At 72.7% G+C, this 21,129-nt stretch carries 11 protein-coding genes and 1 pseudogene; 7 read left to right on the top strand and 5 right to left on the bottom strand.

Annotation, left to right across the window (positions count from 1 at the left end):
- Positions 1-94 precede the first annotated feature (94 nt).
- Both ACWD3D_RS16460 and ACWD3D_RS16455 read left to right on the top strand, forming a co-directional pair.
- Positions 95-6,214, top strand: a pseudogene (locus tag ACWD3D_RS16460) (SDR family NAD(P)-dependent oxidoreductase); the annotation flags it as partial.
- 83 nt (positions 6,215-6,297) lie between these two features.
- The gene (locus tag ACWD3D_RS16455; RefSeq protein ID WP_451461544.1) at positions 6,298-7,938 is read left to right on the top strand and encodes a PhpK family radical SAM P-methyltransferase; all 1,641 of its coding nucleotides are present in this window, start codon (positions 6,298-6,300) and stop codon (positions 7,936-7,938) included.
- A 582-nt stretch (positions 7,939-8,520) separates the two neighbouring features.
- On the opposite strand, the gene ACWD3D_RS16450 is transcribed toward ACWD3D_RS16455, so the two are convergent.
- From ACWD3D_RS16450 to ACWD3D_RS16430, 5 genes are all read right to left on the bottom strand, one after another.
- Complete coding sequence (locus ACWD3D_RS16450) at positions 8,521-8,937, bottom strand: hypothetical protein (RefSeq protein WP_451461543.1); 417 nt, start codon at positions 8,935-8,937, stop codon at positions 8,521-8,523.
- 408 nt (positions 8,938-9,345) lie between these two features.
- Positions 9,346-9,621: a hypothetical protein gene (locus ACWD3D_RS16445; protein WP_451461542.1), complete on the bottom strand. Its 276-nt coding sequence runs from the start codon at positions 9,619-9,621 to the stop codon at positions 9,346-9,348.
- A 288-nt stretch (positions 9,622-9,909) separates the two neighbouring features.
- Positions 9,910-10,719 carry an SAM-dependent methyltransferase gene (locus ACWD3D_RS16440; protein ID WP_451461541.1) on the bottom strand — a complete coding sequence of 270 codons (810 nt, stop codon included), beginning with the start codon at positions 10,717-10,719 and terminating at the stop codon, positions 9,910-9,912.
- Between the two features lie 77 nt (positions 10,720-10,796).
- On the bottom strand, positions 10,797-11,048 hold the full coding sequence (locus ACWD3D_RS16435) for a DUF397 domain-containing protein (RefSeq protein WP_451461540.1): 252 nt from the start codon (positions 11,046-11,048) through the stop codon (positions 10,797-10,799).
- The gene (locus tag ACWD3D_RS16430; protein WP_451461539.1) at positions 11,045-11,911 is read right to left on the bottom strand and encodes a helix-turn-helix domain-containing protein; all 867 of its coding nucleotides are present in this window, start codon (positions 11,909-11,911) and stop codon (positions 11,045-11,047) included. Before ACWD3D_RS16430 ends, ACWD3D_RS16435 begins: the two co-directional genes overlap by 4 nt.
- 372 nt (positions 11,912-12,283) lie before the next feature.
- Between ACWD3D_RS16430 and ACWD3D_RS16425 the strand changes: the two genes are divergently transcribed.
- From ACWD3D_RS16425 to ACWD3D_RS16405, 5 genes are all read left to right on the top strand, one after another.
- A complete protein-coding gene (locus tag ACWD3D_RS16425; protein ID WP_451461538.1) occupies positions 12,284-12,688 on the top strand; it encodes an ATP-binding protein in 405 nt (134 codons plus the stop codon).
- Between the two features lie 118 nt (positions 12,689-12,806).
- Positions 12,807-13,187 (top strand): hypothetical protein, encoded by a 381-nt coding sequence (locus tag ACWD3D_RS16420; RefSeq protein WP_451461537.1) that lies wholly within the window; start codon positions 12,807-12,809, stop codon positions 13,185-13,187.
- 663 nt (positions 13,188-13,850) lie between these two features.
- Positions 13,851-14,711, top strand: coding sequence for a DUF4132 domain-containing protein (locus tag ACWD3D_RS16415; protein WP_451461536.1), 861 nt, complete (start codon positions 13,851-13,853; stop codon positions 14,709-14,711).
- Complete coding sequence (locus ACWD3D_RS16410) at positions 14,708-19,906, top strand: hypothetical protein (RefSeq protein ID WP_451461535.1); 5,199 nt, start codon at positions 14,708-14,710, stop codon at positions 19,904-19,906. Before ACWD3D_RS16415 ends, ACWD3D_RS16410 begins: the two co-directional genes overlap by 4 nt.
- A partial coding sequence (locus tag ACWD3D_RS16405) for an ATP-binding protein (protein ID WP_451461534.1) occupies positions 19,903-21,129 on the top strand: 1,227 nt, incomplete at its 3' end. The genes ACWD3D_RS16410 and ACWD3D_RS16405, both read left to right, overlap by 4 nt.

The following is a 21,129-nucleotide window of genomic DNA, read 5'->3' as shown; positions in this document are numbered from 1 at the left end:
CCCACCGCCACACCCCCCACGCCGACACCCACCGAAACCCCCACCGGCACGGGCACGGGGGAGGACCAGGCGTCGAGCGTGGAGACGCAGTCCGTTGGACGCCCTGGCCGCGCACCGTCACGCCCTCGGGCTGCCGGCCCTCGCGCTCGGCTACGGCATGTGGCACCTGGACACCGGTCTCGGCGGCGCGCTCACCGACGCCGATCTGGACCGGATGGCCCGCCTCGGGCTCCCGGCCCTCGACCCCGCCGACGCGCTCAGCGCGTTCGACCGGGCCGTGCTGACCGGCGAACCGTTCGTGACCGTGCTGCGCACCGACCGCCGGGCGCTTGCCGCCCGCGGAGACCGGCTTCCTGCCGTGCTGCGGGCCCTGGCCCCGCGCCGGAGACCCGCCACTCGCCGCTCCGGCGCCGCCGACCGGTTCGCCGGCCTGAGTGCCCTGGAACGGCGGCGTGCGCTGCTGGCGGAGGTGCGCGGCACCCTGGCCCGGATCCTCGGGCACACCGGAGCCGACGCCGTCGACCCGGACCGGCCGCTGCGCGACCTCGGCGTGGACTCCCTGGCCGCGCTCGAACTGCGCGACGCGCTCACCGCCGCGACCGGGACGCGCCTGCCCGCGACGCTGGTCTTCGACCACCCGACCGTCCGCGCCATCGCCACGGTCATCGACGAACGCTTCGAACAGCGCCCCACGACCGCCCCGGCGACGGCCCCTACGGCTCCCGCCTCTACGGCTCCCGCCTCTACGGCTCCCGCCTCTCCGGCTCCCGCCGAGGACCCGATCGTCATCGTCGGCATCGGCTGCCGCTTCCCCGGCGGCGTCCGCAACGCCGACGACCTGTGGCGCCTGGTCGCCGAGGGCCGCGACGCAGTCACCGGATTCCCGGAGGACCGCGGCTGGGACGTCGACGGCATCTACGATCCGGAGCCGGGCCTGCCGGGCCACACCTACGTGCGCCACGGCGCCTTCCTGCACGACGCCGCCGAGTTCGACCCCGAGTTCTTCGGCATCATGCCGCGTGAGGCGCTGGCCATGGACCCGCAGCAGCGGCTGCTGCTGGAGACCTCGTGGGAGGCGTTCGAGAACGCCGGCATCGACCCGCACGCGCTGCGCGGCAGCGCCACCGGCGTGTACGTCGGCATCATGTACGGCGAGTACGGCCGCCGCGGTGCCGCGCCGGACGACCTGGCCGGCTACCTGGGCAACGGCAGCGCGGGAAGCATCGCCTCCGGCCGGATCTCGTACTGCCTCGGTCTCGAAGGCCCCGCGATCACCGTCGACACGGCCTGCTCGTCGTCCCTGGTGGCGATGCACTCGGCGGTCCAGGGCCTGCGCTCCGGCGAAATCTCGCTCGCGGTGGCCGGCGGCGTCACGGTGATGCCGACGCCGGAGATCTTCGTCGACTTCAGCCGTCAGCGCGGCCTGTCGCCCGATGGCCGCTGTCGGGCCTTCGCCGACGGAGCCGACGGCACCGGCTGGTCCGAGGGCGTGGGCCTGCTGGTGCTGGAGCGGCTGTCCGACGCGCGCCGCAACGGTCACCGGGTGCTCGCCGTCGTGCGCGGCACCGCGATCAATCAGGACGGCGCGTCCAACGGGCTCACCGCGCCGAACGGCCCGTCCCAGCAGCGGGTGATCCGCGCCGCGCTGGCGTCCGCCGGGCTGCGGCCGAGGGACGTCGACGCGGTCGAGGGCCACGGCACCGGCACCCGGCTCGGCGACCCGATCGAGGCGCAGGCGCTGCTCGCCACCTACGGGCAGGACCGCGAGCCGGGACGGCCGTTGTGGCTGGGCTCGATCAAGTCCAACATCGGCCACGCGCAGGCGGCGGCGGGCGTCAGCGGCCTGATCAAGATGGTGATGGCGCTGCGCCACCGGGAACTGCCCCGCACACTGCACGTCGACGAGCCCAGCCGCCGGGTCGACTGGACGGAGGGCGAGGTCAGGCTGCTGACCGAGGCCCGGCCGTGGGAGTCGCGCGGCCCGCGGCGGGCCGGCGTGTCCTCGTTCGGCCTCAGCGGCACCAACGCGCACGTGATCCTGGAGGAGGCGCCGGCCGAGCCGGAGGCCGCCGACCGACGCGGCTCGGTTCCGGTTCCGCTGCTGCTCTCGGCCCAGGACACCGACCGACTGCCCGCCCAAGCCGCCAGGCTGCACGCACGCCTGGCCGCCGACCCGGACCTGTCCGTCGCCGACGTGGCCTACTCCCTGGCCACCACCCGCGCCGCCCTCAAGCACCGCACGGCCGTCTTCATCGCCGACCGCGACGAGGCGCTGAGGGCCCTGGCGGCGATCGCGGAGGCGGCCGAGCCCGCGGTCGACGTCCGCACCGCCGCCGCCCGCACCGACGGGCTCACCGCGTTCGTCTTCTCCGGCCAGGGTTGCCAGCGGCCCCGGATGGGCGCCGAACTGGCAGCCGCCCACCCGGTGTTCGCGCAGGCGTACCAGGAGGTCTGCGACCTCATGAACCCGCTGACGGACCGCGGTCTGCGCGAGGTGATCGACGCCGAGGACAGCACGGATCTCGACCGGACCGCCTACACACAGACCGCGCTGTTCGCCTTCGAGGTGGCGCTGTTCCGGCTGCTGGAGTCCTGGGGCGTCCGGCCGGCGCTGCTCGCCGGCCATTCGATCGGCGAGCTGGCCGCCGCGCACGTCGCAGGCGTCATGTCGCTGCCCGACGCCTGCCGCCTGGTCGCCGCCCGCGGTCGCCTGATGGGCGCGTTGCCCGCGGGCGGTGCCATGGCCGCGCTCCGCGCCACCGAGGCCGAGGTCCGCCCGCACCTGACCGCGGGCGTCTCCATCGCCGCGGTGAACAGTCCCGGAGCCGTGGTCGTCTCCGGCGAGGAGGCCGAGGTGACGGCCGTCGCCGCGAAGTTCGCCAAGGCGACCCGCCTCAAGGTCTCGCACGCCTTCCACTCCGCGCTGATGGACCCGATGCTCGACGAGTTCCGGGCGGTCACCGAGACCGTCTCGTTCGCCGAGCCGCGGCTGCCGCTGGTGTCGAGCGTCACCGGCCGGCTCGCCTCCCCGGGCGAGCTCATCTCGCCCGAGTACTGGGTCGGCCAGGTCCGCGACACCGTCCGGTTCGCCGACGCCGCCCTCACGCTGGCCGACCAGGGCGCGGTGCGGTTCCTGGAGATCGGCCCGGACGCCGTCCTCACCCCGCTCGCCGCGGCCACCCTCGACGACCGCCGGGTGCTCGCCGTCCCTGCGGTCCGTAAGGGTGTCGACGAGGTCAGGACCCTGAACGAGAGCCTGGCGCTGCTGCACGGCGACGGCGCCGCGATCGACTGGCACGCCGTACTGGCCGGCACCGGCGCGCGCCGCGTCGACCTGCCGTCGTACGCCTTCGCGGCCGAGCGTTTCTGGTTCGACCCGGAGCCGGCCGCCGCCTCAGGGGCCGCCGTCCACGGCCAGGACGAGGCCGCGCACCCGCTGTTCACCGCGGTGGTCGCCTCGCCCGAGACCGGCGGAGTCACCCTCACCGGCCGCCTGTCGCACGCCACCCAGCCCTGGCTGGCCGACCACGACGTACTCGGCACGGTGATGTTTCCCGGCACCGGCTACGTCGAGCTCGCGGTGCGGGCCGGCGAGGAGGTCGGCTGCCCGGTGGTCGAGGAGCTGACCATCGAGGCCGTGATGCCGGTGCCCGCGGCCGCCGCGGTGGCCGTCCAGGCGGTCGTCGGCGGAGCCGACGAGAGCGGACGCCGGTCCTTCGCGGTGTACTCGCGGATGGTCGGCGCCACGCCGGATGTCCCGTGGTCCCGGCATGTCACCGGTGTGCTGGCCGAGGGCGAGGCGGCCGTTCCCGACGCGGTCGTCGCCGACTGGCCGCCGGCCGGCGCCGAAGAGGTCGACATCTCCGACGTGTACGACTACCTGACCGGCCAGGGCTACCACTACGGGCCGACCTTCCGCGGTCTGCACCGGCTGTGGCGCCGGGGTCACGAGGTCTTCGCCGAGGTCGCGCTGCCTCCCGAGGCGGTCGCCGACGCCGCGGCCTACCGCGTCCACCCGGCGCTGCTGGACGCCTCGCTCAGCGCCACCGACTTTCTCGGCGACCGCAAGCCGCAGGACGTGGGCGCCACCCAGCTGCCGTTCGCCTGGACCGGGGTCAGCGTGCACACCGCCGGCGCCTCCCGGCTGCGGGTGCGGATCGACTGGGCCGGAGACGGCGAGCGGACCGGCTCGGACGCCGTCCGGCTGGAGCTCTCCGACACCGCGGGCCGCCCCGTGGCCACCATCGAATCTCTGGTGGTCCGGGCCGTCACCCCCGACCGGGTGGCCGCAGCCGCGGCCGCCTCCGCCGGGACCCGGATGCGTGAGGGCATGTTCCGGCTCGCCTGGGACTCCCAGCCGGTCGGTACCGCCGAGGCCGCCGCCCGCCCGGCCGCCCGGATGGTCGTCCGTCCCCCCGGCGGCGTCGACTTCGACCTCACCGACGCGCCGGTGTACACCGACCTCGCCGCCGTCACCATGGCCCTCGACGGCGGCACCCCCGCCCCCGAAGTAGTGGTGCTGGCCTGCCCAGTCGAGCCGGAACCCTCCGACGAGCAGATGCCCGGACTCGTCGGCGACACGCTGCGACAGGTGCTGGCCGCGGTCCGCGAGTGGCTGGCCGACGCCCGGCTCGCCGCCTCGCGACTGGTGGTCGTCACCCGCGCCGCCGTACAGGCCGACGACGCCGACGAGGTCGCCGACCCCGCGCACGCGGCGGTCTGGGGCCTGATCCGCGCCGCGCAGGCCGAGCATCCGGGCCGCCTGCTGCTGGTCGACCTGCCCGCCGACGCCGCGGAGTTCCCGGCCGCGGCACTGACCGCCGGTGAGGCCGAGCTCGCGGTGCGCGGCGCCGACCTGCGGGTCCCCCGGCTGACGCCGGTGCCCTCCTCCGAACCCGAACACCCCGCCCCCTGGGACGTGGACGGCACGGTACTGGTCACCGGCGGCACGACCGGCCTCGGCGCGTTGGTGGCCCGCCACCTCGCCACCGCGCACGGCGTCCGGCACCTGCTGCTGGTCGGCCGCAGCGGCGCGGCGTCCCGCGGCGCGGCCGAACTCGTCGCCGAACTGACCGCGCTCGGCGCCGACGTCGAGGTCGTAGCCTGCGACGTCGCCGACCGGGCCGCGCTTGCCGGGACACTGGCCGCGATCCCGGCCGACCGCCCGCTGCGCGCCGTGGTGCACGCCGCCGGAGTGATGGACAACGCGCTGCTCGCCGACCTGACCGAAGACCAGTGGGAACGCGTCCTCGCACCGAAGGTCGCCGGGGCCTGGAACCTGCACACGCTGACCCGCGACGCCGACCTGAGCGCGTTCGTGCTCTTCTCCTCCGTCGCCGGCCTCGCCGTCGCCATGGGACAGGCCAACTACGCCGCCGCCAACCGGTTCCTGGACGCGCTCGCAGCGCGCCGCCGCGCCGAGGGCCGCCCTGCCACCTCGCTGGCCTTCGGCCTGTGGACCGCGCGCACCAACCTCGGCGCCGGGCCGTCCGGCGTGGTCGACCCGGCCGACGCCGAACGCGACGAGCAGCGGATGACCGCCGCCGGCCTGCCACCGTTCCCGGTCGCCGAGGGGCTGGCCCTCTTCGACGAGGCCGTCGCACTCGACCGGACCACGCTGGCACCGGTCCGGGTCGACGCCGCGCTGCTGGCCGACCGCGACGCCGACCTGCTCGCACCGGTTCTGCACGGCATCGCGGTCCGGATGGGCGCCACCGCACGGCGCACGCCGACCCGGGCTCTGCCGGCCCAGCGCGGGCCGGCACGCCCGGCCGCCGGGGACCCCGGGGCCGGCACGCTGCGCCGGCAACTCGCGGACCTGCCGGCCGAGGACGCGACGCGGACCCTCGTCGAGCTGGTCCGCGCCCGGACCGCCGCGGTGCGCCACGGCGACATCGCCGACATCGACGCCGACTGCGGGTTCACCGACCTCGGCCTCGACTCGCTGGCCGCGATCGAGCTGCGCAACGCGCTGCAGGCCGCGACCGGGCTGCGGCTGCCGGCGACCCTGATGTTCGACCACCCGAACCCGCGCGCCGTGGCCGGCCTGCTGGCCGAGGAGTTCGGGATCCTCCGCATCCCGCAGCCGACGACCGACGCCGACACCACCGCCGCGACCGAAGCGGCCGAGGTTGCCGAGGTGGAGCGCTCGGTGATGGAACTCGACATCGACGACCTCGTGCGCGCCGCGCTCGGAGGCCTCGACGAAGACTAGGCCGGGCCACGGGGCCACGCGCCGTGCGACATCCGGGGGCACATCCGCACCCGATCCGCTGGGACACACAGGAGACGGAATTCATGACGGAACCACTGGACTGCGTGGTCATCGGCTACAACGAGGGCGACTTCCAGGACTACCGCGCCATGTGCGAGAGCACCGGAGCGGGTTCGCCCACCCAACAGATCTACAGCAAGGAGTTCATGGAGGTCGACGGGCGTCACCTGTCCTGGATGGACGCCCTGAGCACCCTGCGCAACAAGGCGACCGGCCGCAACGACAAATACCACGTCGGCGAGGTGCACAACCTCGCAGGCATCTACCTCACCAACTTCCTGCGCAAGGCCGGCCTGGCCGCTGAGACCGTGTCGCTGTTCAGCGCCGAGCAGGAGCGCCTCGCCGACCTGCTGGAGCGCGGGCCCGCCGTCGTCGCCGTGACGACCACCTTCTACGTCAACATCATGCCCGTGCTGCCGGTCATCGACTTCATCCGCTACTACGCCCCGAACACGCACATAGTCGTCGGCGGCCCGCTGGTCGACAACATCTGCCTCGACGGCGTCACCGACATGGCACAGGGCCTCATGCACGGCATGGGCGCCGACAGCTACGTCGTCGAATCGCAGGGCGAGACCGCGCTGGTCGAGCTGACCCGCGCCGTCCAGGCCGGCCGCTCGCCGCAGGGCCTGGCCAACGTCGTCACCCAGGTCGGCGGCAGCTGGGTCTCCGGGCCCAAGAAGCCCGAGGCCAACGACCTCGACCACGCCACGATCGACTGGTCCGGCTTCCACCCGTCCGTCATCGGCGCCACCGCCCAGACCCGCACCGCCCGCAGCTGCGCCTTCAAGTGCAGTTTCTGCGACTATCCGCAGCGGGCCGGCGCGCTGACCACCGCCTCGGTGGACGCCATGCGCCACGAGCTGCGCGCGATGGCCGAGTTGGGCGTCAAGAACCTGGTGTTCGTCGACGACACCTTCAACGTGCCGCCGAAGCGGTTCAAGGAACTGTGCCGGATGCTCATCGAGGAGGACCTCGGCCTCAACTGGTACTCCTACTTCCGCTGCTCGAACGCCCGCGACGAGGAGACCTTCGACCTGGCGGCCGCGAGCGGCTGCAAGGGCGTGTTCCTGGGCATCGAGTCCGGCGACCAGGACATCCTGGCGGCGATGAACAAGCTCGCGCAGGATTCCCAGTACCGCAACGGCATCGCCCAGTTGAAGCAGCGCGGCATCACCACCTTCGCCTCGATCATCGTCGGCTTCCCCGGCGAGAACGAGAAGACGATCCGCAACACCATCGACTTCCTCAACGAGACCGGCCCGACGTTCTGGCGCGCCCAGGCATGGTGGGGCAACCCGAAGGCCCCGGTCTATCAGCGCAAGGAGATGCACGGCATCGAGGGCTCGGCCTACGACTGGTCGCACCGCACCATGAACGCCGTGGAGGCTGCCCGCTGGTGCGACGTCATGTTCGACGAGGTGACCGAGTCGACCTGGCTGCCGCTGTACGACTTCGACTTCTGGGCGCTGCCCTACCTGGACGGCAAGGGCCTGGGAGTCACCGAGATCAAGCCGATCCTGCAGGTCTCGCAGGAGATCATGCGCGAGCGCAGCCGCCCCGTCCCCGACCAACTGCGGATCCAACGCCTGAACGAGCAGCTCTACAAAGCGGTCGCCGCGGTGGACATGGCCCCGTCGCGGTTCGAGTTCGCGACGACGTGAGAACCCCGAGCCGCTGAACCGGTCTCGTACCGGCGGGACTTCGACTCTCCGCCGGCGGCACCGGTTCAGCGGCTCGCACCGGTTCGTCCCAGCGGTTGTGGCAGGGCCGAGCGGGTGCCTTTCCTGAACCACGCGGACGTCCGCGATCACCGGGAGCGCGACCGTCCGACCGCCGATTCCCTGCGGGCCCTGGCCGCCACGGGCACGATCGAGGAACAGGCCGCGGCCTGAGGTACCGCGCTTCAGGCGCTCCGGCACGTCCCGCTCGCGCGCAGGACGGTGGCCGCGAACCCGACCTGCTCCTTCACGACGAGGACACCTCGTGGGAGCCGGAGGACGCGGCGATCAAGAAGTGCCTGGCGGCAGCCGCCCGTCGCCCCACGACGGTGTACGAGGTGAAGGCCGGGCGGTCGACGCGGGAGAGCCCCGCGGCCGACGAAGCCGCCGTGGGCGGCGCCGGCCGACCGGTAGGCTTCGTCACGGTCGACGACAGCCCGTCGTTTCGTCCCCGCACACGGCAAACGCGGTCGCCGGGGACAGACCTCTTCGTCCCACGGCCACCGCGTCCACCGGTCGCGAGCCCTACGAGGTGAAGCCGGCCTCCCGGTCGGCGGCCGCGAGCTGCTCGAAGAAGCGCTTGTGCACCCAGTGCTTCTCGCCGAGGAGCTCGATCGTCCACCAGTTGCCGCGGCCCGGACCGAGCTCGGTGCGGCGCGGCATCGTGCCCAGCAGCTTCTGCGGGCTGGCGCCACCGGACAGCTTGGTGCTGTCGAGCACGTAGATCTCGTCCTTCGTGACGGCCACGCACCGGTACTTGTTGACCAGCATCGTCAGACCGGTCATGTACGTCACGACGAAGAACAGGAAGTTCGGCGCGCTCTGCGCGATGAACGCCTGCCTGATCTCGCTGCCCGGCGGCAGGAACTCCGTCGCGCGCGACACCAGGTCCGGCCGCGGCTCAGGGTTCAACCGGCTGCTCTTGTTGGCTTCCTGGGTCACCGTTGTCCCACCTGTGTCTCTGGTCGGCTGCCGAATGCAGCGAGGTTACCGCAGGACCATCCACGGCCGCCGTGCCCAACGCGACCACCCCATGGCCGACTTGATGAGCTCACCAGCGGATGCCGTTCGTCGACCGGGAGATCTGCGGTGGCCGCGGCCTGGTGGTACGTCAGATTCCGACGCGGGCCGGGCATGTATCCGGTCGTGATCGACAAATGCGTCTCGCTCTCGCCGCGGAGAGATCCCGTAGTCCGCGATGGCCTGACACGCCCGCGACTGACGGACCTGGAAGAGGAGTGTCGCCGGGCGCCACCGTCGAGGGAAACCCCTGTGCCACTGAGCGAATTGACTCGTTCGGTGTGCGGTCGAGGACCGTCAGGCTGTTCCGGCTGGCCTTTGCCACGACTGTCAGGAGGCGGGCGCCTGTGTGCCGGAGGCCTGCTCCGCCGGGCGGCTCAGCTTCGACTTGAGGCTGACGAGCCCGCTCTTGACGCGCGGCGCGGCCTCCGCCGCAGTAACCCCGATGCCAACGCCCGTGCTGAGGAGCGCAAGCGCCACCACGGTATCGTCGATCAGCACCGCATGCGTTTCGAGCTCGTTGTCGTCGTTCCGGGCCGGCGCGCTCTTCCCTCCCGGAGTGCTCGACCGTGCGACATACGTGTCGGAAGGGTACTGCGCCTGCACCGCGGAGCAGCTCGATCTTGGAGCGTCAGGTCGTCGACAGCGCAGCGGCAACGGATCTGGCGTGGCGCCCTCGGCCGCGGGAGCGGCGGTCGCCGGATACGTCCCGGACGGGCTTCGGGCCATCCCGGCAGGGCGTGTGTCGAAAGTGGCGCCGTCGCGACGCCCGGTGCGCACTCTTGCCGCACCGGCCGAAAGCCCGAGTACGTCCAGTACGGGGCTTCCGGCCGGCACGCCGAGAGCGCGCACCTGACGCCGCTCCTCGACGGGTAAACCTTGGCTGACGCTGCACTAGCGTTTGATGCCTACGCCCGCGAGCAGGCTGATCTCGGCGTCCGCGATCTCCGGCGCGTCCTCGGCGGCACGCCAGCGGTGGCAGCAGACGATGCCGGGGTCGATCAGGTCGAGCCCGTCGAAGAAGCGGCTGACGTCGCTGTGCGAGCGGAACTTCACCGGAGTGCCGGAGTTGGTGTAGGCATCCGCGACCTGGTTCCAGGTGTCGGGATCGAAGTCGGGCGTGCAGTGGTTCATGGCGAGGGCGCTGCCCGCCGGGAGCGGTTCCAGCAGTCGGCGGACGATGCTGTACGGGTCGTGCGGCTCGGTGACGAAGTGCATGAGCGCGTTGAGGGAGAGGGCGATGGGCTTGCTGAAGTCCAGGACCCCCGAGTCCTCCACGGCGCTCATCAGCGCATCGGCATCGGTGGCATCGGCCTCGATGTACGCCGTGCGTCCTTGCGTCGTGCTGCGCATGAGGCGTTCGGCGTACTTGAGGACGAGGGGGTCGTTGTCGGCGTACACGACGCGGGCCTCGGGCACCACCGACTGGGCGATCTGGTGCAGGTTGGGCTCGGTCGGGATGCCCGTGCCGATGTCCAGCCACTGGCGGATACCGTGCTCTTCCGCCAGTACACGGGTGGCCCGCTGCATGAAAGCCCGGTTCTCGCGGGCGGTCAGGTAGAGACCGGGGTGGGCCTCGGCCGCGACCAGAGCCGCCTCTTTGTCGATTTCGAAGTGGTCCTTGCCGCCGAGGAAGTAGTCGTACATCCGGGCCGAATGCGGCCTGCTCGTGTCGAGATCCCGGCGGGCCTGACTGGTGGTCATGTTCTCCCCTTGGTGCGTGTGTCTGTCCGGCGCCTGGTACGGGACCGGTGTCGTCGTCCCTCCTGCCCGCCGCCGGTTCAGCCGCCGGCCAGGTGATCGGCGAGACCTTCCTTGACTCCGCGGACGAACGCGCCGATCTCCTCCGGCGTGTAGATCAGCGCCGGCCCTGCCGGGTCGGTCGATTGCCGGACGGCCACGCGTCCGTCGGTGAGTTGCTTCGTCTCGACGCACTGGCCGCCGTTCGGCCCGCTCCAGGGGCGTTCCCAGCCCTGTTCCCCGAGGTTGCGGGCCGGCATGCCGTTGTAGATGCTGTCGTCGGTGATTGTCATGAGTGCTCCTTACGCATGCGGTTCAAGAGCGCCCTGCTGTCCTCGGACGACGTCTGGAGCGCCATACGGGAATGTGCCTCGAGGTGGGACACGACGTCCGCGCGCTGGTCGAGGTAGACAGCGGCGGACAGGAGTTCGCTGTAGACGATGTCGGGCAACTCGGGTTCCTCGAAGCGGAAATACGTGAAGGGGGCGCACGCCCCTATGTGCGCGCCGGCCGAGAACGGCACGATGTCGATGCTGATGTGCGCGAGTTCGGAGATGTCCAGGAGCCGTTCGAGCTGTTCCCGCATCACCTGAGGGCTGCCCACCGTCCGGTGCAGGACGGCCTCCTCCATGACCACCCACAACGTGGGTGCGTCCTCCCGCTCCAGCAGACTCTGGCGGCGCAGCCGCAACTCCACGCGGCGTGCGAGTTCTTCCTCGCTGCCGTTCGGCAACCCACCGCGCAGCACGGCGTGAGCGTACTCGGGGGTCTGCAGAAGGCCGGTGACGTACTGGGGTTCGTACGTGCGAAGGGTCTTGGCCCCGGACTCCAGACTGACGTAGGCGGTGAACCAACTGGGGACGGCGTCGCGATACGAGTGCCACCAGCCGGGCTTGTTCGCCTGTTCGGCCAAGTCGACGAACTCGTCGATCTCCTGGCGGTCCGCGCCGAAGGTCTCCAGGAGCTTCTCCACGTAGAGAGGCTTCAGTGCGACTTCGGCCTTTTCCAGCCGGCGGATCGTCAGGGTCTGCACGCGCAGCGCCTTCGCGGCGTCCTCCAGCGAGGCTCCGGCGCCGATCCGCCGCTCCTGCAGGCGGCGACCGAGGATCATGCGCAGGACTGTCGGCGCGCTGGTGCCGGTGCGGGCTTCGCTCACGCCCCAACCTCCTGAGGGTCCATCAATAACAGGATTCTGTCACTGACTTGAAGTCGACGCCAGGGTGATACCCGTGCTTCTGAAATTATCAGGGAGTCGGTTGCAGCGTGAGTCCGATCACGCGCATAGTGGTTGGGTGAGCAGTCGAACCATGGTGTCGACGCGAGATCCGACCGGGAGGGAATGCGTGATGTCGATGGTGTCGTCGGCGCCCCGCCGACGGACGCCTACCTCGGTACACGCCTTTCGCCGCTCGCGTCGCAGCCCGCATCCCCTCACCGCGCCCGTCTCTCCGACATGCGCTGGAAGGCGACATACGTGACACTGTCCACGCCCTCAGCCCCGGCCTCGACCCCCGTCTTAGCCGGGACGGTGCCACGCCGGGAGTACTGGTTCGGCCTGCCCGCCCTGCGTGCCAGCGTGAGAACGGCCCGCGACGCGGTGCGCGACCGGCTCTGCGCCTGGGAGGTGCCCGGCGACACGTGTTGCGACGCGGTGCTGCTGGTCTCCGAGCTGGCCACGAACGCGGTACTGCACACCGACAGTGGTCATGTCCTCTGCGGCCTCACTCTGACCGGTGACGAGCGGCGCCTGCGCATCGAACTCCACGACGAGGACGGCCCCCCGGTCCGTCCGTCCGGGCGTCGCGTCGGCCCCGGCGAGGAGAGCGGGCGAGGGCTGCTCCTCGTCCAGCAACTCGCGGACAGCTGGGGCTCCGCCCGCTCGACGCGGAGCGAAGGAAAGGTCGTCTGGGCTGAGTTGACGGCTCGACCCTGATGCCGTGGGCACCGGACGACACCGAGCGCGGCACCTTCCCCGCAGCGGTCGCACGCCCGCTGCGTCCCCTTCGGAAGCGAGGAACCCCTCCTCCTCGATCCATCGACAGAAGGCGCCCATGACCCCCCACGGTGAAGCCGTTTCTCCGGTCGTGCTGTACGTATGCGCCGACCGTGCCCCCGGCGAACCCGGGGAAGCCGCCCAGCGCGCGCGGACGGAAGGCCAGACGTTCGCCCGGGAGCGCGGGCTGACGATCGCCGAGGTCGTCACCGACACCTACGGTGAGCCCGACCCGGCCCGGCGCCGAGGGTGGCGGCGTGTGAGGCAGCTCGCACAGACGGGCCACGTCGCCGCGGTACTCGTCCGCTGGCCCAGCGCCATCGCCCCCGAGTCCGCGCGCGAACTCCGGCACCGCGAGGCCGCCTGGCTCCGCGACCAGGGTGTGCGCGTCCGATACACCTGGGCGCCTCTGTCGACGCGGGGCGTCGAGGCCCGGTGAGCGCCTTCCGCGTCGCCTCCTCACGTGGGGGCGGCGGCTTCGGCGATTGACGTCGTCCGATTCGTGCGGCATCACGATCTTCTGAAGGCCCGCCAGGGCGTGAGTCGTGCCGCGCGCGACGGGTGTCCGGGATGTGACCCGTGCCCGGCCGACCGTCCGTTCCACCGGGGTGGGCCGCCCGTCGGTGGACTTCGGGGCCCGGTGGTGGCCCAGGGCCGACGGCCGTCCCGCACGACCTGCCGGGGGAGGGACGCCCTGGAGTTCCGGTACCGGACGATCCGGTTGGCGCGGGCCGCGGTCAGGTCGTGACACCGGTGGTGCAGGTCCGGTGAGAGCCGCACATCCGGACCCGCGGGGTGGCCCCGCGGAGGACCCGCCGCAGATTCGGCCCCGCAGGAGGTTTCCCTGCGGAACCGCTCGAAGAGAGGGCCGGACTTGGGCCGATGCCCTGCGGCCCTGCCGGGGCCGGAGGCGAGCGGCCGCTTCGCGCAAGCGCGAGGAACCTGACGGGGCGTGCTCGTACGGCGAGGGGGAGGCAGCCGAATCCGTTGTCAGTGGGGACGCCTAGAGTCTCTTCCACTGGTCACGGTGCGTCGCCGTCGACGGGTTTCATCGGCGTGTCGCTGGTTCGGCGGCCGTCCGGAACAACGGGGAGAACAGCGCATGGGGTGGGTTCAGGCGGGCGACTACGAAGTCGCCCTGGAGGCGGGCAAGGTGGTCTGCCGCAACGCGAAGGGCCGACGGCTGCAGTCCGTCCCGGCCAAATTGAAGGAAGATCCGGCGGTCGTCGGGCTCCGGCAGTTGACCGAATGGCTGGAACGGCACGAACTCCAGTGCCTGAGGGACGTCGAGCAGTGGATGGTGCGTTCGCTGCCCGTCCCCACGGCCGTGCTCGCCCGCGTCTGGCCCGACCCCGCGTGGCGGGCGGCCCTGCGGGACGTCGTGGTCACCGGCGCGGACGGTGGGATCGCCGGGTTCCTGCGCGATGTCGACCCCGACCGCGGCCTGGGTCTCGTCGACCTGGACGGCGACACGGTCCGTATCACTCCGGACGTCGTCAGCGTGCCCCACCCCGTACTCCTCGACGACCTCGACGACCTGCGCGAATTCGCGGTCGAACTGGCGGTGCGCCAGACCGTGGACCAGCTGTTCCGCGAGGTGTGGCGCCGCCCGCCCGGCCTCGCCCCGGACGCCACCTCCGTGGACACCTACGCCGGCGGCGCGTTCAAGGAACTCCGCTTCCTGCACGGTCGCGTCACCCAACTCGGGTACCGGTCGCGCGGCGGATACGCGGTCTGCCCGGTCGTCGAGGACGGCGCCACCACCGAGGCGCGCATCTGGATCGGCGAGCACGACGGATACGGGGAGTACGACACCGAGACGGGCCCGCTGGGCTGGACCGACCCTGCCGGGCGCGCGCTGACGGTCGCCGAGGTCGGCCCCGTCGCATGGTCCGAGGGCATGCGCATGGCCGCGGCGCTCTACGCCGGCCGCGACGTGGCGGACGAGGAGCGGGCGGCATGAGCATCACGACGACGAACACCCACACGGACCCGACGGCAGAGGGAGAGGCGTTCCTCCCCGCCCAGGACCGCGGCGGGAACACCTCCATTCCGGCCGCCGCCGAGACACGCGCGGCAGCCCTGCTGGACGCGGGCGCGATCCTCCCGTCCGGTACCACCGACCGGGACGACGCCGACGCGCTGACCGCCCGCACCTACACGCACGCCGCCCTCGGCGACCGCTCCGTGGTCCGGCTCGTGCCCGGCACTCTCGGTGAAGCCGAGGACCTGGCCCTGGAGTTCCTCGGGCTGGCCCGGACCTCCGAGGCACCCGTCGTGGGACAGGTGCGCCGCGAGACGCTGGGCTTCCCGGCGTGGGCACTGGTCAACGACCCGGCCAACGGGCACCATGCCCTGGCCCTGGTCAAGGACATCGAGCGGCTGGGCCGGCAGGCCAGGACCCGCGCCGGAGCGGCCAAGGAGGGATTCGACGCACTCGGCACCCGGCTCGGCCGTGCCGTGCCCCACTTCCTACCCACCTACTACGAGCAGGTCTCACGACTTTTCCTCCAGGCCGAGAACACCACCTACGCCGCCTCTTTCTTCGGCAAGGCCCGCGAGGCCGAGCGGGTGCACGGACTGGTCGTGGACGAGGAACGGCAGCGGGCCGTCTTCCTGGAGTTCGCCTTCGCCGGCGCGCTGACCGTCAAGGCGCTGCGGCAGTACGTGCGGGACTTGGTGGCCCGGCTCGCACCGGTGGACGCCTGGGCGCAGTTCCGTCGTCTGCTGGTCGAGCGCTGCGCGGCCGGCATGCCACCGTACGCGGCGCTGCCGCAGGACGTGCGCGCGCTGGTCAAGGCCGCCGGTCTGGACCGCGAGGCCGCCGAGCGCGAGCTGATGGCCGATCTGATCGGCTCGCCGGGGGTCGTCCGCGCCCCCGTCTCGTTCTGGGCGACCTACCGTTCCGCTCTCGTCGCCCTCGCCCGCCAGGACGAGGCCGTGCGGGTCCGGCTCCTCGGCTTCTTCCCGGAGACCTTCAGCGAGAGCCGCAAGGACAAGGACGGCGACGCCGACTGGCTCGTGTTGCTGGCCGATTCCGGCGCGGAGGCCCTGCTCACCGCCCTCCCGGACACCTCCGACGACGCCGCCTCCCGCGAAGCCCCCTCCACCTCGTCCGTCTCCCCGGCCGACTGGCTCGCCCGCTGGGAGGCGCACCGCCGGCGCAACCGCGCCACCGCGGCCCGCAGCCCGCAGACCCTCGCTCTGGCCGCCCGGATGGCGGACCGGCTGCGCGCCGACGGTCGTCCCGTCGAGCTGTTCCAGGGCCGCTGGCAGCGCAACGCCGACCTGGACCTTCTCGACGTCTGCCTGGCCTCCGGCGTCCCCGTCGTCGAGCCGGACGACCGGGGCACGGGCAGCGCGCACGCCCCCGGTGTCCCGCTCGGCCCGTGGCTCACCGACACCGCCCCCGACGCGCAGGGTCTGGCCGCCGTCGCCGGACGACCGGTCTTCCGCGCCCTTCTGTACCGCAGCATCGGCGGCCTCGGCGACGAGCGCGGCCAGCGGCTGGGCGATGCGGCCATGGCGAAGCTGGCAGCGCACCCCGTGCTCTGCGAAATCCTGCGCGAGTGGCTGACCGCCTGCGCCGAGGAGTACACGGCCGCGCGAGGGTTCCCCGGGCTGCGTACCGCGCACAACAAGCTCTCGGCGTTCCGCACCGTGGCCGCCGACGTCGCCCCGGAGGCCGTGCGGCTCCTGAAGAGCCACGACGTCGTGCCGCTGCTCGCTTCCACCCTGCGCACCGGCGTCCTCGACGAACTGGGCTGGCCGACGCTCGACGAGACGTACGCCGAACTCGCCGCGGAGGTCGCTTCCGCCCCGCGTCAGCGGCATCACCGGTCGGAGAGCGTCGGTGTCACCGGCGCCTGGCCCGAACTCATCCTGCACACCCTCGAACGGGCCGTCGTCATCGGCCCGGAGGGTGTTCTGCTGCGGCACACCCTGCGGGTGCCCACGAGCGTCGACCACTGGCGGACGTTCGCCTTCCGCTACGTCGACGGCGAGTTGCTGGTCGTCTGGTGGGAAGACGGCGCGCAGCGCGGCTACTGGTCGCACCGCCCCACCGAGGTGTTCACCGTCGGCGGCGAGCAGATCCCCCGCTGGGGAGGCTCCGGCGCCTCGGACGAGGTATGCCTGCCGCTGCCCGGCGGCGGCAGGGCCACCGGAGGCAAGGCCCTCTACGCGGGCGACACCTCCCTCCCGCCTCAGCGCGCCGTCATCTCCGACGGCACCGGCCACTGGCGGGAAGGCCATCAGGGCTCACAGCGGGTGTGGCTGGAATACGACCCGGTCGCCGGTACGCACGGCCGCGCGTCCCTCCCCGCCTTCCTCCGCTCCGGGGTTCGGGACAACACCCGGCTGCTCACCGAGCACTGCCAGGTGCTGCCGCTCCAGCCCGGTCTGGAGACCACGCCGCTCGGCACGGACGGCACGGTCCTCGGCCGCTGGGTCCGCCGCACGGTCGACGAACCCGGCACAGCGGCCCCCGCCGACGGGCACCGGATCGTCGCGGGCACCCCGGACGGACACACGGTGACCCTGCCGCACCCGCTGCCCGGGGGCGGCTCACCGGTACCGCTCGGCGCCCTCACCCTGCCCGGCGGATCACGGCCGGTCCTGACCCTGGACCATCGCTCCGTCCAAGCGCACCCGGCGGACACGGACGGCACCGGGGGCAGCCTGTGGTCCGTCATCTCCGGCTCCTCCGGCGGGAACGACGCGGGGGGCACCCCCTACGTGCCCCCCGTCGCCTACTGGCACGCCCTGCGCCCGAGGGACGAGCGGGGCTCCGCCGTCCTGCGGAACCTGACGGACTCCAGGGCGGGGGAGATGTTCGAGGTGGTCGCCGCCGCGGTCGCCCAGCACCTCCAGGCGTTCCGAGCCGTCGAGGAGTACACCGGGCCCTCGTCGCGGGAGCTGAGCGAGGAGGCCCTCGCCCGGGTGCTGCCCGAGGTGACCGACCCGCGGCTCCTCGCAGGCATCACCGCGTTCGTGAGGAACGCGGTGGACCGTGCTGCCACAGCGGCCCGGTACCTGGAACAGCCCAAGCCCGTGCAGCCCGCCGCTCCGCGGGACCTCGCGCGCACCCAGGGCATGTTCTTCGACCACGCGCCCGAGCACGGCGACGACACGACCCTGCAGAACGCTTCCGCCTGGAGCTCCGAGCGGATGCGCGGCGGCTGGTGGGGAGGAGGGCGCCGGTGGACCGTGATCCGGCAGATCCTCGCCGTCAACCATGTCCTCGGCGGCCGGCCGGCGTTCGGCCCGCCCACGCCGTCCAAGGTCCCGTTCACGTCCGCGGACGGCTGGCAACGGGACGAGTACACGGTGCCCGGCGACTCCCTGAGCTGGACCTCCGTCCTCGGCGTGCTGCCCGAACTGGCCTACCGGGCCGCCTCGGCGACCACTTCCCACGAGCACCGCACCGGGCTCCTCGTGCTGCTGGAAGCACTGGCCGCAGGCCCGCTGGCCGACCCGGCCGGCACGGTCCGGCAGGTGGTGCTCGTCGAGCCGTACGGCGGAGGGACACCGGGGACGGGACGCCACGAGGTCGTGCACCGTCTCGGCCAGGTGCTGCGCAGAGGCGCCCGCACCGTGGTGGTCCTCGACAGCCGCGGCCAGAACTCCCGGAACGACGCCGCACGCTGGCTCGCCCTGGACCACGACCCGACCGGCGCCTTCGGGCCCGTCCCCGGCTTCACCCTGGACCGTGAGTACGTGTACCGGAACGGCATCGCCCGCGACCGGCTCACCCGGCTCACCACCCTGGTACGGGAGCAGGGCCCGGCACCCTGGCGTCCGGAGGCCGCCGAGGCGTTCCACACGGCCACCGGCATCGGCCCCCTCCAGTCCACCGCGCTGCTGTCCGGCGCGGTCCAGGACCCAGGCTCCGAGGCGCTGGCGCTGCTCGGAGTGAAGACGCGTGCCTTCGAGGCCGCCCAGGCCGGGCTGGACGCCCTGCCCCCCGCCGACCTGCACGCCGTGCTCCGGGCGTTGCTCCCCGCGGACCCGGCCGAGCTGTGGTCCACGGGCCCGGACGTCGGGGCCGCCGGCGAGGTCTGGCAGGAGAGACTGGCCACCCTCGTCCGTGTCCCCGAAGAACTGGACCTCGACCTGTCGGGTACCACAGCGGACGCCGTCGACCTGATCCTCAACACCGGCTCCCGGACCTGGCTCGCCCACGGCACCGATGTCCCGGACAGCACCGGTCGCCCGGTCCTGCGCCAGGTGAACGCACGCGGCGCCCTCGTTTCGGCACTCACCGCCCTGCGCACCCTCGCCTACACGTTGCCGTACGGGCACCCCCTGCGGGCGCACCTGCCCGTCGGGCTCGCGGCTCTGCGTGGCCGCCTCGCCGACCCGGGCCTGGTGCTGGAACTCGGTCTGCAGTGGACCGAGGCGGGTAACTCGATCGGCCCCGCGGTCCGCGCCGCCCACGGGCTCCCCGAGTCCGGCGGCGCCGGCGCCGACGGACTGGTCCGTGCCGGTACGGCGCTGCTCCTCGCCCCCGGCCACGGCAGCAGTGAAAGGGTGCTGATTCGCCCCGCCGGACTGGCGGGCCCCGACGATCCGGCGTTCGGCCTGATCGAGGGCATCGTCGCCGGCCACGGCACCGGCGATCTGCTCGCCCTGCGCGCGTTGCTGGGCGAAGAGACCGTCGCGCTGGTCTCGTCGGGTGCCCCCGACGGCTCCCCGCTCCACCCGGCCCAGGACCCGACGCGTGCGGTACCGGAGCTGGTGGCCGAGGCCGTCGACGCCCTCGGCCTGAGCGAGGACGCCGCAGCGCTCTATCTGATGCTGCTCGCCCTGCCCGACCCCACGGACCGCAACTGTGTCCGGTGGACCGGGTGGAAGCCGGCACGGGTCAAGAAGGCCCGTGCGGAACTCACCGCCACCGACCTCGTCGTGGAGGCGAAGCGCTCCCGCGCCGGCCGCATGCTGTTCCTTCCCTGCGGCTGGCTCGAACGAGGCGCCCCCGGACTGCCGTTGGAGACCTGGAAGGAAAGTCTGTACCCCGTGGCCGGGTCCGCCCGGACCCTGCCCCACCTCCCCGTGCCCGCGCTGTTCGCAGCGGCTTGGGCACGGGCCCGCGGCGGCGACGCCCCCGCCTTCGAAGAACTGGACACCCGCGCAACCCGGAAGGGCCGCCGCCGATGACGAACAACACCACGACCACCACGGACGGCACCGCTACGGCCGGCGTCCCGGACCGGGCGGCGCCGCCCGGTCGGGCGCACCGCCAGACCACGCCGCCCGAGGACCGGTACGCCACCGAGCTGGCCTTCCTCGCCGCCCACGACCAAGGACCCCGCCCACCCGGCTGGCTGCTCACCCCGCGCGCCGTCGTCACCTTCGTGATGGGCAGCGCGGACGAGGCACTGAGTCTGCCGAAGGGCGCCCGGCCAGGAGCCGGGGTACCGCTCCGCCTGGTGATCGAGCAGAAGTTCGTCGGCGAGCGCGCCCTGGTCGAACGGTGCGTGGTCACCCTCGCCGGAGAGCGCGGACTCCTCCTCGTGGGAGAACCCGGCACCGCCAAGTCCATGCTCTCCGAACTGCTGTCGGCGGCCGTCTGCGGAACCAGCGCCCTCACCGTGCAGGGCACCGCGGGCACCACCGAGGACCAGCTCAGGTACGGCTGGAACTACGCGCTGCTGCTCGCCCAGGGGCCCACCGAGCAGGCTCTGGTGCCCTCCCCGGTACTCACGGCCATGACCAGGGGGGCCGTCGCCCGTATCGAGGAGGTCACCCGCTGCCTGCCGGAGGTTCAGGACGCCCTCGTGTCACTGCTGTCCGAGCGGCGGATCGCGGTCCCCGAACTCGCGGGCAGCGAGGGGGCCCAGGTACACGCGGCCCCCGGGTTCACCCTCATCGCCACCGCCAACCTGCGGGACAAGGGCGTCTCGGAGATGTCCGCCGCACTGAAGCGGCGCTTCAACTTCGAGACCGTGGGCCCCATCGGGGACGTGGACGCCGAGACCGCGCTCGTCAGGCGCCAGTCCCGGGCGGCCGTCGAACGGGTGGGCGCCGCCTACCAGGTGGACGACGCCGTCCTCGAAGCCCTGGTCACCGCCTTCCGGGACCTGCGCGAGGGCCACTCGGTCGAAGGCTGGGAGGTCGAACGCCCCTCCACCGTGATGAGCACGGCGGAGGCGGTCTCCGTCGCGGGCTCCCTGGGCCTGGCCGCCGCCTACTTCCCCGGCGACCGCGACGTGCTCTCGCTCCTGCCCGGCCATCTGCTCGGCGTCGTCCGGAAGGACGATCCCGCCGACGCGGCGCGGCTGCTGGGGTACTGGGACGCGGCGGCGCCGGTACGAGTGCGGGTGAGGTCGGGGTCCTGTCCGACGTGCAGCCGGAGGATCTCCCGCAGCAGATCGAGCCCT

This window comes from Streptomyces sp. NPDC002690, from assembly GCF_053592415.1.
The sequence above is the reverse complement of the archived record's forward strand: the minus strand, read 5'-3'. Positions and strand labels throughout refer to the sequence as shown.

What these genes read in the sequence shown, in the direction of transcription:
- ACWD3D_RS16455 (WP_451461544.1), top strand. Translation starts at nt 6,298, where the DNA reads ATGACGGAACCACTGGACTGCGTGGTCATCGGCTACAACGAGGGCGAC.
- ACWD3D_RS16440 (WP_451461541.1), bottom strand. Translation starts at nt 10,719, where the DNA reads ATGACCACCAGTCAGGCCCGCCGGGATCTCGACACGAGCAGGCCGCAT.
- ACWD3D_RS16435 (WP_451461540.1), bottom strand. Translation starts at nt 11,048, where the DNA reads ATGACAATCACCGACGACAGCATCTACAACGGCATGCCGGCCCGCAAC.
- ACWD3D_RS16420 (WP_451461537.1), top strand. Translation starts at nt 12,807, where the DNA reads ATGACCCCCCACGGTGAAGCCGTTTCTCCGGTCGTGCTGTACGTATGC.
- ACWD3D_RS16415 (WP_451461536.1), top strand. Translation starts at nt 13,851, where the DNA reads ATGGGGTGGGTTCAGGCGGGCGACTACGAAGTCGCCCTGGAGGCGGGC.
- ACWD3D_RS16410 (WP_451461535.1), top strand. Translation starts at nt 14,708, where the DNA reads ATGAGCATCACGACGACGAACACCCACACGGACCCGACGGCAGAGGGA.